This window comes from Pseudomonas sp. ANT_H4, assembly GCF_008369295.1.
Classification (GTDB): domain Bacteria; phylum Pseudomonadota; class Gammaproteobacteria; order Pseudomonadales; family Pseudomonadaceae; genus Aquipseudomonas.
Genome location: NZ_VOBG01000007.1, coordinates 77,281 through 89,898, shown reverse-complemented (window position 1 = coordinate 89,898; position 12,618 = coordinate 77,281). Strand labels below are relative to the sequence as shown.

Below are 12,618 nucleotides of genomic sequence, written 5' to 3'. Positions count from 1 at the left end.
ATCAATCCAGTAACGAGAGAGTGACGGGCGTGAGGTGGTTGTCTTCCACCCGAACCTGCAATTGACCTTCACCGAGTCTCGCGCTAAGGCGCTGGCCGGTGTGGGTTTGCGCGGCGTTGCGAATTGCCTGGCCGCGCTCGTCCAGCAAAATACTGTAGCCACGGCCCAGTGTTGCCAGCGGGCTGACCACTTGCAGCGTCTGCACCTGGCTTTGTAGCTGGAGGCGCCGCGCCTTGAGGCCTTCGCGCATAGCCCTGGGCAGGCGTTCGGCGAGGCTGTCCAGGCGTTGGCGCAGCAGCGCCAGTTGGCGGCCTGGATGTTGGCCGGCGAGGCGGGTTTCCAGGCGGATCAAACGTTCACGACGGGTATTGAGGCTGCGCTCGAAGGCGCGGCGCAGGCGCATATCCAGATCGTCCAGGCGTTGGGCTTGCTGGCGCAGACGTTCACCCGGATGACGCAGGCGGCGGGCCATGCCTTCCAGGCGCAGGCGGTCATGCATCAACCGGTTGCGTATGCGCATCACCAGGCGCCGGTGCAGGCTTTCGACCTGGCGCACCAGATCGCTGGAATCGGGGGCGAGGAGTTCGGCGGCAGCAGAAGGCGTTGGCGCGCGTACGTCGGCGACGAAATCACTGATGGATACATCAGTTTCATGGCCGATGGCGCTGACAATTGGCGTCACGCAGGCATCCACGGCGCGGGCTACGGCTTCTTCGTTGAAACACCAAAGGTCTTCCAGGGAGCCGCCGCCACGGGCCAGGATCAACGCGTCGAAGCCACGAGCGTCGGCCAGCTTCAAGGCGCGGACGATCTGCGTTATCGCTTCACGGCCTTGAACCGCCGTAGGGATCAACGTCAATTGCACTTGCGGCGCACGGCGGCGGAACACACTGATGATGTCGCGGATCACTGCGCCAGTGGGCGAACTGATAATGCCGATGCGCTGCGGATGGGCCGGCAGCGGCACCTTGCGTTCGGCGCTGAACAAACCTTCGGCGCTGAGCTTTTCCTTCAGCGCATCGAAGGCTAGGCGAAGGGCGCCGTCACCGGCAGGCTCCACGGTGTCGAGAATCAGTTGATAGTCGCCACGGCCTTCAAACAGCGAGACCTTGCCCCGCACCTTGACAGCCAGGCCATCCTTCAAGGCTTGGCGTACCCGTGCGGCGTTCTGCCGGAACAGCGCGCAGCGCACCTGGGCACCGCTGTCCTTGAGGGTGAAATACACGTGGCCGGAAGCCGGGCGGGCAAGGTTGGAGATTTCGCCTTCAACCCAGATATTGGTGAACACGTCTTCAAGCAACACCCGCGCGCGGCCGTTGAGCTGGCTGACAGTCAGGACTTCGCGGTCCAGGCCCAGACGGGCAAAGGGATCTTTAATCATGGGCGGCAGTTTATAGGCATTCGCCCAGTGTTTGACAGAATTGCTCCACCAGCGCAGTTGGCGCTTGCCGGCAGGCGAGGGCGATGGTGCTTAGGCAATCAGGATCAGCCAACGGCAGGAAGTGGATATTGGCCGGGGCGATGTCCTGCATCGACTCAGGCAACAGGGCGATGCCAAACCCGGCCTGAATCAACTGCAATTGCGTGGTCTTGCGTGACATTACCCGCGCCGCCTTGGGGAAAAATCCGGCACGCATGCACAACTCGGCTGACAGGTAACTCAGCCCGCCGCGCTGTGGGTGAGGGATCGAGATAAAGGCCTCGTCCTTGAGCTGGGCCAAGTCGATAGCCGTCTTGTTGAGCGCCAGCGGGTGGTCGGGCGGCACCGCCAACAACAATCGCTCGCTATATAAAGGCACGATTCGCACCCCCTCGCGCTGGCGCAATACCGGCAAGCGCAATAGCCCAACCTCCAGCCGCCCCTCGGCGATTTCTTCCAGTTGCGCTTCGGAGGACAGTTTGACGATGTCCATCGACACGTCAGGGCACTGTTGCAGGTAGGAGCTGATCCCTTGCAGCAGGCGACCGCTCATCGGCACCGTGCTGGAATGACTCAAGCGTAGAGTTCCTAGTTGACCGTTGCCCACTTGCGTGGCCATCTCACTGGCCTTGTGCAACTCGCCCAGCAGGTTGCGGGCTCGTGGATAAAACGCTTCGCCCGCTGCGGTTAGCCGTGGCTGGCGGGCGGTGCGTTCGAATAATGGGGTTTGCAGTTGAGATTCAAGCTCCTTGATCTGCCGGCTAAGGGCCGATTGCGCGACAAACAGCCGCTCGGCGGCGGCGCTGAAGCTGCCGCTCTCGGCGATCTCGACGAAGTAACGCAGTTGCCGGGTGGAAATCACAAGTCATGCCTTTTCGAGATGGGTAGTGGCCTTTGAAGATATTAGTCGCAACCCTCGCCAATGGCTAAAGTGATGGCCATCTTCATTAAGGAATACGGCATGAGCCCAGTCGAACTGATGAGTAGTTGGTCCTTTGGTGGCGTTGACTGGCTGGTGATTGGCTTGGGAGTCGTCGTGGCCTACATAGTGTTTGGCATTGCCGGCTTTGGCACGGCGCTGGTGGCGGGGCCGATCCTGATCCTGTTCATGCCGCTGTCGAAGATCATCCCGTTGCTGGTGTTGCTGGATTTTGTCGCGGCCTTTGGCAACCTCCTACAATCGCGGCGAGATGTGGCGAAGCCGGAACTGTTGAGGTTGCTGCCGTGCATGGCGATTGGCTGCACCCTCGGGGTGATCTTTTTGCTCAACCTTCAATCGGATCTATTGCTGCTGCTGATGGGGCTGTTTATCAGCGCCTATGCGATCTATAGCTTGGCGATGAAGGCCAAGCCCCGGCAGCTCGCTGTCGGCTGGGCGATTCCCATGGGCACCGTCGGTGGGCTGTTTGGCGCGTTGTTTGGCAGTGGCGGCTTTTTATATGCGATCTACCTCAACAGCCGCCTACCCAAGGAAGCGGCGCGGGCGACCCAGAGTGCGTTGATCAGTTGCAGCACGGTGGTGCGCCTGAGTCTGTTTTTGATCGCGGGAGTGTATGCCGAGCTATCCTTGTTGATGTTGGCAGTGTGCCTGTTACCGGCAATGGCGCTGGGGTTGTGGGCTAGTCGGCGGCTGACCCTGCGCATGTCCCGTGAGGCGTTCGTGCGGTTGGTGACCTGGCTGGTGCTGGCCAGCGGTATTGCCTTGATTGCCCGTTACTTGAGTACTTGACCTGTGGGTGTCAGGGATTAAGCTGCCGTCCTTTCGGCCAGAAGCCACACCGCAGGACATCCAGGCCTCATGAATTCCCAAAGCATCCTAGTCCCGAAAATATCCACATTGCCCGTCCACGAACCACGGGCCCGGGCGATTGTGCGCTGGCTGGTGCGCAAGAACATCGTCAAGGAAGAACTCACCACCTGCGGTCGCACTGGCAGCCGTATGGCCTACGCCATCGCCGACGGTGCCCGCGCCGTGGTGCTGCACCCCGAAGCGCTGCCGTTCAACGAACCGGTCAATGGCCTGGAGATTATCTACAAGCGCTGTATCTACACCCCGGCCAAGGGTTTTCTCGAAGAAGCTGGCTGCCCGGAATGCCTCAAGGAAGTCGGCGAAGCGCTGTTCGACAGCCTGGAAGACTGGATGCCCGGTCACACCGATAACTTCACTTGCCCGTTGTGTGGCCATGAAGACGACATCAACGGTTTCCTATTCCTGCAGGAATGTGGCTTTTCCAACCTGGGCTTCATCTTCAACAACTGGGCGGAGGCGGGGTTCAAGCAGAGTTTTATCGACGAATTTGCCGACTGGCTCGACCAGAAGATGAGCTGGGTCAAAGTCGAGCTTTAAACCAATATTTTCTCCTTCTATCAGTATTACCAATAATGTCAGAGTTTTACATTGAGCCCTGGTAGGTCTCTGAGTATAATGGCGCGCTTCCATTTTCCCGCTCGGGAGCCCCCGCGATGCTGCGTATCAGCCAAGAAGCTCTGACATTCGACGACATTCTCCTAGTGCCCGGTTATTCCGAGGTGCTTCCTAACGAAGTCAGTCTCAAGACCCGCCTAACCCGTGGCATCGAGCTGAATATCCCCCTGGTTTCCGCTGCCATGGACACCGTCACTGAAGCCCGTCTGGCCATCGCCATGGCTCAGGAAGGCGGCATCGGCATCATCCACAAGAACATGACCATCGAGCAGCAAGCTGCCGAAGTGCGCAAGGTCAAGCGTTACGAAGCCGGTGTGGTCAAGGACCCGATCACCATCGAGGCCGACGCCACCGTTCGTGAACTGTTCGAACTGACCAGCCTGCATAACATCTCCGGTGTTCCGGTGCTTCATAATGGCGACCTCGTTGGCATTGTCACTTCCCGTGACGTGCGTTTCGAAAACCGTCTGGAAGCCACTGTCCGCGAAGTGATGACGCCTAAAGAACGACTGGTCACGGTCAAGGAAGGCGCCGACAAGAACGACGCTCGCGAATTGCTGCACAAGCACCGCATCGAGCGCGTGCTGATCGTCGACGACAAATTCGCCCTCAAAGGCATGATGACTGTCAACGACATCGAAAAAGCCAAGGCGTACCCGCTGGCCAGCAAGGACGATCAAGGTCGTCTGCGTGTAGGGGCTGCGGTCGGCACGGGTAAAGACACCGGCGAGCGCGTCTCGGCCTTGGTGGCTGCCGGTGTTGACGTGGTGGTGGTCGACACTGCCCACGGTCACTCCAAAGGCGTGATCGACCGCGTTCGCTGGGTCAAAGAGAATTTCCCTGAAGTACAAGTGATCGGCGGCAACATTGCTACCGGCGCTGCTGCCAAGGCATTGGTTGAAGCGGGCGCTGACGCAGTCAAGGTCGGTATCGGCCCTGGCTCGATCTGCACCACCCGTATCGTCGCCGGTGTCGGCGTACCGCAAATCAGCGCCATCGCCAATGTCGCCGAGGCCCTTGAAGGCACCGGCGTGCCGTTGATTGCCGACGGCGGTATCCGTTACTCCGGTGATCTGTCCAAGGCCATCGTTGCCGGTGCTTCCTGCGTGATGATGGGCTCGATGTTTGCGGGTACTGAAGAAGCACCCGGCGAGATCGAACTGTACCAGGGCCGTTCCTACAAGGCTTACCGTGGCATGGGCTCCCTGGGAGCAATGTCCCAGGCGCAAGGTTCTTCCGACCGTTACTTCCAGGACTCCTCCGCGGGCGCCGAGAAGCTGGTACCGGAAGGCATTGAAGGGCGTGTTCCGTACAAGGGCACCCTGGGCGCTATCATCCATCAACTGATGGGCGGCCTGCGTTCCTCGATGGGCTACACCGGCAGTGCCGACATCGAAGAAATGCGCACCAAGCCAGAGTTCGTGCGGATCACCGGTGCTGGCATGGCCGAATCCCACGTCCACGACGTACAGATCACCAAAGAAGCGCCGAACTACCGCGTAGGTTGATGCTTCCAGAAAAACGTTAAGTAACCGGGGCTGTTTTATTCAGCCCCGAGTTGTTTCTGAATTCCATAGACGAGACTGACTCCATGGCCCTCGACATTCACGCCCACCGCATCCTGATCCTCGACTTCGGTTCCCAGTACACCCAACTGATCGCCCGCCGCGTGCGTGAAATCGGTGTGTACTGCGAACTGCATCCGTTCGACATGGACGACGAAGCGATTCGCGAGTTCGCTCCAAAAGGCGTCATTCTCGCCGGCGGTCCTGAGTCCGTGCACGAAGCCAACAGCCCGCGTTGCCCGCAAGCCGTGTTTGACCTGGGCGTGCCGGTTTTCGGTATTTGTTACGGCATGCAGACCATGGCCGAGCAACTGGGCGGCAAGGTCGCAGGTTCCGAGCTGCGTGAATTCGGTTATGCCCGTGTCGATGTGGTCGGCAAGAGCCGCCTGCTGGACGGCATCGAAGACCACATCGACGCCGACGGCCTGTTCGGCCTCGACGTGTGGATGAGCCATGGTGACAAGGTCACCAAAATGCCAGAGGATTTCCACATCCTCGCCAGCACCCCGAGCTGCCCGATTGCCGGCATGTTCAACGACGAGCGTGGCTACTACGGCGTGCAGTTCCACCCGGAAGTGACCCACACCAAGCAGGGCGGTCGCATCCTCTCGCGCTTCATCCTCGACATCTGCGGCTGCGAAGCGCTGTGGACCCCGTCGAAAATCGCTGAAGACGCCATCGCCAACATCCGTGCCCAGGTTGGCACCGACAACGTCCTGCTGGGCCTGTCCGGCGGCGTTGACTCTTCGGTAGTTGCTGCGCTGCTGCACAAGGCCATTGGCGACCAACTGACCTGCGTCTTCGTCGACAACGGCCTGCTGCGTCTGCACGAAGGCGAGCAAGTGATGGCCATGTTCGCTGAGAACATGGGCGTCAAGGTGATCCGCGCCAACGCCGAGGAGCAGTTCCTCAACAATCTGGCCGGCGAGTCGGACCCGGAGAAGAAGCGCAAGATCATTGGGCGCACCTTCATAGACGTGTTTGATGCCCAGTCCAACAGCCTGGACAACATCAAGTACCTCGCCCAGGGCACCATCTACCCTGACGTGATCGAGTCGGCGGGCGCCAAGAGCGGCAAGGCCCATGTGATCAAGTCCCACCACAACGTCGGTGGCCTGCCTGATGAAATGAACCTCAAGCTGGTAGAGCCGCTGCGTGAGTTGTTCAAGGACGAAGTCCGTCGTCTGGGTCTGGAACTGGGCCTGCCGTACGACATGGTCTACCGTCACCCATTCCCAGGCCCAGGCCTGGGCGTGCGGATTCTCGGTGAAGTGAAGAAGGAATACGCCGACCTGCTGCGTCGCGCCGACCATATCTTCATCGAAGAACTGCGTAAGGCCGACTGGTACCACAAGGTCAGCCAAGCGTTCGTGGTGTTCCAGCCGGTGAAATCGGTCGGCGTGGTCGGTGACGCCCGTCGTTACGCCTGGGTTGTGGCCCTGCGAGCGGTGGAAACCATCGACTTCATGACCGCCCGTTGGGCACACCTGCCGTACGAACTGCTGGAAACCGTCAGCGGCCGTATCATCAATGAAATCGAAGGCATCTCCCGCGTTACTTATGATGTGTCGAGCAAGCCGCCGGCGACCATTGAGTGGGAGTGATCCTGCGTTAGCGCCTGCTGAGCCAGGCGCTGGCTACACAACAAAACCCCAGCCTTGGCTGGGGTTTTGTGTTTCTGGGAAATGTATTGGGTATCAGCGCCGCGCAATATCCGAAAAGTAAAACTTGTCCAGCGTATGCCGCGACTCGGTGTACTCAAACTGCCGCCCATCCTGCAAAAACGTCTGGTTACTCACCACGATCACATGGCTCTGGCCGTCGAGGTCCAGGTGCAGTTGGTCGTCCTTGCCCCTCGGCAGTGCTTCGATGGTGCGCTGGGCGTAGCTGATGTGCAGTTGCAGGGTCTGTTCGATAAAGGCGTAGATCGACTGCTCGGCAATGGCCCGGTCCAGCCCAGGGATCAGGTCGGCGACGAAGTGGTTGATGTCCAGGATCACCCGCTTGCCGTCGATGCGCCGTACCCGCTTGATTCGGGTGATCAGGCTGCCGGCTGCGGCTTCGATGTGTTGCAGCAGCGAGCCTTCCAGGGGGAATTGGCTGAACTCGACGACCTCGGTGCTGACGTCATCTCCCAGGTCTGCATGGGTTTCGCGAAAGCTGACAATTCCGCCCAACTGAAATTCGATGGGGTTGGGCGACAGCACGAAGGTGCCCTTGCCGTGAATTTTTTGCGCAAAGCCGCGCTCCTGCAACTGCTCTATAGCCCGACGCACCGTGCCACGGCTCGCCTGGTAGGTGTCCATTAATTCGGCTTCGGAGGGGAGGCGCGTGCCGCGTTGCAGGCGTTCGGTGGTGATGTTGGCAAGCAGATCGGTATAGATCTGGTTGTATTTGCTCATGGGTAGGGCTCTGTGCCGCGTTTGCGTTTAAGGCAGGAACCTTAGAGGCAGAGGTGCGGTTTGTCCATCGGGCCCATGGATATTTGCGCCCTCTGTAGGCGCGAGCTTGCTCGCGAAGAACTCAAGGGCACCGCGTTTATCCAGGATGCACGCGTTATCGTTAACGTTGCTTCGCGAGCAAGCTCGCTCCTACAGGAAGTTTATAATTTGTAACTCGTACAGACGAGTTATTGCTTTAACTCGTCTGTACGAGTACTTTTCTCCTGGGCGTGCTGCCAATGACTGCCCCCAATAACAAAAAATCAAAGTGGATACCAAGCATGAGCCACGACTACCCCAATATTGCCCGCGAGATTCTGCAAGGCCTCGGTGGCAGCGACAACCTTGAGCAAGCTGCCCACTGCGTGACCCGCCTGCGCCTGGCCCTTAAAGACCCGAGCCTGGCCAATAGCGGCGAGTTGAACCAGATCGATCTGGTCAAGGGTTCGTTCTTCACTGGCGGCCTGTTCCAGATCGTCATCGGCCCCGGTGAAGTGGAAAAGGTCTACGCCGCCCTGCGGGAACAGACTGGTCTTGGCGCCTCGACCATCGCCGACGTGAAGCAGAAGGGCTCTGAAAAAATCAACCCGATGCAACGCCTGGTGCGGGTGTTTTCCGACGTGTTCATGCCGATCCTGCCCGCGCTGATCATTGCCGGTCTGTTGATGGGCGTGAACAACCTGATGGGCGCCAAGGGCATGTTCATCGAGGGCAAGACGCTGCTGGAGGCCTATCCGAACCTGGATGGCCTGTGGAGCCTGATCAACCTGATGGCCAATACCTCGTTCGTATTCTTGCCCGCGCTGGTGGGCTGGTCGGCGGCCAAGCGCTTTGGCGGCAGTGAAATCCTCGGCATCGTCCTGGGCCTGATGCTGGTTCATCCCGATTTGCTCAACGCCTGGAACTACGGCAAGGCGGTGGCCGGCCTCGACGGCCAGAGCCTGCCGTACTTCGATATTCTCGGCTGGTTCCAGATCGAGAAAGTCGGTTATCAGGGGCAAATCCTGCCGATCCTGATGGCTGCCTACGTCATGAGCGTCATTGAAAAATGGCTACGGGCGCGGGTGCCAAACGCGATTCAACTGTTGGTCGTCCCCATCACTACCATTGTCGTTACCGGCGTGCTGGCACTGGCGATCATTGGCCCGGTGACCCGTCACCTGGGCATCCTGATCACCGAAGGCGTGGTCACCCTGTTTGACCTGGCGCCGATGGTGGGCGGAGCGATTTTCGGCCTGTTGTATGCGCCGCTGGTGGTCACCGGTATGCACCACATGTTCCTCGCCGTGGACCTGCAACTGATCTCCACCCAAGGCGGCACCTTTATCTGGCCAATGATCGTCATGTCCAACCTGGCCCAGGGCAGCGCGGCGCTGGGCGTGTTCTACATGAGCCGCAATGCCCGCGACAAAAGCATGGCGTCGACCTCGGCGATTTCGGCTTATTTCGGCATCACTGAGCCGGCGATGTTTGGCGTCAACCTGCGCTTCAAATTCCCGTTTTATGCCGCCTTGCTTGGGTCGGCGCTGGGCAGCATTTTCCTGTCGCTGAACAAGGTCCAGGCCACGGCCATCGGTGTTGGCGGCTTGCCTGGATTTATTTCGATCATGCCGCAGTACATCCCGGTGTTTGTCATTGGCATGGCTGTCGCGATTGTCGTGCCGTTTGTTTTGACCTGCGCGTTGAGCATGAAAATTGTTCGGCCCGGTTATCGCGTCGCTTGATCGACCGCTATCGCAGCCTCGTTGCACTCGACAGCTCCTACGCGAGGTTGCGTTTATCCAAATTGAGGAACCCACCATGCAAGACTGGCAACACTCGGTGATCTACCAGATCTACCCAAAAAGCTTCCATAGCCACGCGGGTAATGCCACCGGTGACCTGCTGGGCGTCGTGGACAAGCTCGATTACCTCAAGTGGCTGGGCGTCGATTGCCTGTGGATCACTCCGTTCCTGCGTTCGCCACAGCGCGACAACGGCTACGACATCAGCGACTACTACGCCATCGACCCCAGCTACGGAACCATGGCCGACTGCGATTTGCTGATCAGCGAAGCGGCCAAGCGCGGCATCAAGCTGATGCTGGACATCGTGGTCAACCACACCTCCATCGAGCACGAGTGGTTCCAGCAGGCCCGCAGCAGCCTCGACAACCCGTACCGCGATTTCTACATCTGGCGCGACCAGCCGAACAACTGGGAATCCAAGTTCGGCGGCTCGGCCTGGGAATACGAGGCGCAAACCGGCCAGTACTTCCTGCACCTGTTCGACCACACCCAGGCCGATCTCAATTGGGAAAACCCCAACGTGCGCGCCGAGGTGTTCAAACTGATGCGCTTTTGGCGCGACAAGGGCGTCGGCGGTTTCCGCCTGGACGTGATCAACCTGATCTCCAAACCAGCGGACTTTCCTGAAGACAACAGCGACGGTCGGCGCTTCTACACCGACGGCCCGAACGTGCACGAGTACCTGCAGGAAATGCACCGCGAAGTCTTCGAAGGCCATGACCTGATCAACGTCGGCGAGATGTCCTCCACCAGTCTTGAGCACTGCATTCGCTATTCGAGTCCTGAGTCGAAAGAGCTGTCGATGACCTTCAATTTTCATCACCTGAAAGTGGATTATCCGAACCTGCAAAAGTGGGTGCGGGCTGACTTCGACTTCCTTCAACTCAAGCAGATTCTTTCCGACTGGCAACTGGGTATGCAGGCCGGCGGCGGCTGGAACGCGCTGTTCTGGTGTAACCACGACCAGCCACGGGTGGTCTCGCGCTTTGGCGATGACGGCGAGCACCGGGTGGTCTCGGCCAAGATGCTCGGCACCGCGCTGCACTTTTTGCAGGGCACGCCTTTTGTCTACCAAGGCGAAGAGTTGGGCATGACCAATCCGGGCTTCGACACAATCGAGCAGTACCGCGACGTCGAGACCCTGAACATCTATCGACTCAAGCGCGAAGCCGGTGAGTCCGAGGCCGACAGCATGGCGGCGATCATGCAGAAGTCCCGCGATAACGGCCGCACGCCGATGCAGTGGAATACCCAGGCGAACGCTGGTTTCAGCAGCGGCGAACCGTGGATCGGCATCCCCGCCAATGCGGCGCAGATCAACGTTGAAAGCCAGCTCGACAACCCTGAATCGGTGCTGCATCACTACCGTGCGCTGATTGCCCTGCGCCGCGTTGAGCCGCTGATCCAGGAAGGCGTGTATCGCCAACTGCTGCTGGAGCACACCCAGGTTTGGGCGTACCTGCGCGAAGGCCAGGGCGAGCGTTTGCTGGTGCTCAACAACTTCTACGGTACGCCGTGCCAGATCCAATTGCCGGACGGCGTGATCAACGTCGCGAGCCAGCAACGCGTGCTGATCAGCAACTACGACGATTGCCCGATGCGTACGGGCCAGATATCGCTGCGCCCGTATGAATCCTTCGTGCTGCACCTGAAGGATTGAGACATCGCATTACCCCCGGCGTGGGAGCGCAGGGAATGCTTCAAAAAAACACAATAAAAATAATGGAGTGCTTCATGAGAACAACAATAAAGCTGGGCCTCGTTGCATCCTGTCTAACGTTGCCATTGGCGGCCCAGGCTTTGGAGTTTGCAGGCTACTTGCGTAGCGGCGCGGGGACTTCAACGGGCAGCGGTCCACAGCAGTGTTTCCAACTGCCCGGTGCGCAATCGAAATACCGTCTGGGCAACGAATGCGAACAGTATGCCGAGCTGGAGTTGCGCCAGGACCTGTTCACCCTTGATGACGGCTCGGTGCTCAGCGTCGACGCCATGGCTTCGCTGTACAACAAGTACGATCGCGAGCTGAAGTTCCAGGGTGAAAACAACGGCTCGGCGCGCATGCCGCAGATGTATGCGCAGTGGTCGAATATGCCCAGCCTCAACGGTGGTTCGCTGTGGGCCGGTCGGCGTTACTACAAACGTAATGACATCCATATTTCCGACTTCTACTACTGGAACCAGAGCGCGACAGGCGGCGGTATCGAAGACGTGCTGATCGGCGATCTGAAATACAGCTACGCCATTTCCCGCAAGGACAACCTGTACCAGAAGGAATACGCCACCCGTCACGACTTCAACGTCGCAGGCTTCAAGACCAACCCTGGCGGCGAGCTGGAGCTGGGCTTGAGCTACATCGAAAAAGCCGGCGGCCGCGAAGCCAACAGCGGTTGGGCGCTGACTGCCCAGCATGTGCAGACGCCGTTTCTTGGCGGCAAGAACAAGTTCGCCCTGCAGTACGGCGAAGGTCCCGGCACGGGCTTGGGCTACACCGGTAATACTGCCCTGGACAACAGCAGCAAAAGCTACCGTGCGGTGGAGTTTTTCGACTGGCAGGTGACACCACGGTTTGGCGGCCAGATCGAGGCGGTCTACCAGAAAGACATTCGCCCCGGCAGCCAGGACCAGACCTGGATTTCCCTTGGTGTGCGCCCGGCCTATGCGATCACTGAACAGTTCAAGCTGGTCACCGAGTTGGGCCATGATCAAGTGGACGCCACCGGCGGCACCCGCAAGCTGAGCAAATTTACCTTCGCCCCGACCTGGTCGCCTAAAGGCCCGGATTTCTGGGCAAGGCCGGAGGTGCGTTTGTATTACACCTACGCTACCTGGAACGAAGCAGCCAAGCGTGCGGCCAATGAACTGGCGGCGGGCTCGGCACTGTCCGACACCGGCAGCTATGGCACGGCGCGGCATGGTTCCAACTTTGGTGTGCAGGTTGAGTATTGGTGGAAGTAACAGTTTTCCGATCAATGATTTTTAC

General features: G+C 59.3%; 10 protein-coding genes. 7 read left to right on the top strand and 3 right to left on the bottom strand.

Annotation, left to right across the window (positions count from 1 at the left end; all coding sequences use genetic code 11):
- Position 1: 1 nt before the first annotated feature.
- Positions 2 to 1,381 (bottom strand): exodeoxyribonuclease VII large subunit, encoded by a 1,380-nt coding sequence (gene xseA, locus FQ182_RS11135; RefSeq protein WP_149411625.1) that lies wholly within the window; start codon positions 1,379 to 1,381, stop codon positions 2 to 4.
- A gap of 10 nt (positions 1,382 to 1,391) precedes the next feature.
- Complete coding sequence (locus tag FQ182_RS11130; protein WP_149411624.1) at positions 1,392 to 2,282, bottom strand: LysR family transcriptional regulator; 891 nt, start codon at positions 2,280 to 2,282, stop codon at positions 1,392 to 1,394.
- A 99-nt stretch (positions 2,283 to 2,381) separates the two neighbouring features.
- Between FQ182_RS11130 and FQ182_RS11125 the strand changes: the two genes are divergently transcribed.
- The 4 genes from FQ182_RS11125 (at position 2,382) to guaA (ending at position 7,014) form a co-directional block, all read left to right on the top strand.
- Complete coding sequence (locus FQ182_RS11125; RefSeq protein WP_149411623.1) at positions 2,382 to 3,149, top strand: sulfite exporter TauE/SafE family protein; 768 nt, start codon at positions 2,382 to 2,384, stop codon at positions 3,147 to 3,149.
- Between the two features lie 69 nt (positions 3,150 to 3,218).
- Positions 3,219 to 3,767: a sugar ABC transporter ATPase gene (locus tag FQ182_RS11120; protein ID WP_133102101.1), complete on the top strand. Its 549-nt coding sequence runs from the start codon at positions 3,219 to 3,221 to the stop codon at positions 3,765 to 3,767.
- 116 nt (positions 3,768 to 3,883) lie between these two features.
- Entirely contained in the window at positions 3,884 to 5,353 is a 1,470-nt protein-coding gene (guaB, locus tag FQ182_RS11115; RefSeq protein ID WP_133102102.1) for an IMP dehydrogenase, read from the top strand.
- An 83-nt stretch (positions 5,354 to 5,436) separates the two neighbouring features.
- Positions 5,437 to 7,014 (top strand): glutamine-hydrolyzing GMP synthase, encoded by a 1,578-nt coding sequence (gene guaA, locus FQ182_RS11110; protein ID WP_133102103.1) that lies wholly within the window; start codon positions 5,437 to 5,439, stop codon positions 7,012 to 7,014.
- A gap of 93 nt (positions 7,015 to 7,107) precedes the next feature.
- On the opposite strand, the gene treR is transcribed toward guaA, so the two are convergent.
- Entirely contained in the window at positions 7,108 to 7,812 is a 705-nt protein-coding gene (gene treR / locus FQ182_RS11105; RefSeq protein WP_149411622.1) for a trehalose operon repressor, read from the bottom strand.
- A 320-nt stretch (positions 7,813 to 8,132) separates the two neighbouring features.
- Between treR and treP the strand changes: the two genes are divergently transcribed.
- From treP to FQ182_RS11090, 3 genes are all read left to right on the top strand, one after another.
- Positions 8,133 to 9,575: a PTS system trehalose-specific EIIBC component gene (gene treP, locus FQ182_RS11100; protein WP_149411621.1), complete on the top strand. Its 1,443-nt coding sequence runs from the start codon at positions 8,133 to 8,135 to the stop codon at positions 9,573 to 9,575.
- A 76-nt stretch (positions 9,576 to 9,651) separates the two neighbouring features.
- Positions 9,652 to 11,298, top strand: a complete 1,647-nt coding sequence (gene treC / locus FQ182_RS11095; RefSeq protein ID WP_149411620.1) for an alpha,alpha-phosphotrehalase — start codon at positions 9,652 to 9,654, stop codon at positions 11,296 to 11,298.
- A gap of 74 nt (positions 11,299 to 11,372) precedes the next feature.
- On the top strand, positions 11,373 to 12,593 hold the full coding sequence (locus FQ182_RS11090; protein WP_149411619.1) for a carbohydrate porin: 1,221 nt from the start codon (positions 11,373 to 11,375) through the stop codon (positions 12,591 to 12,593).
- Positions 12,594 to 12,618: the final 25 nt, after the last annotated feature.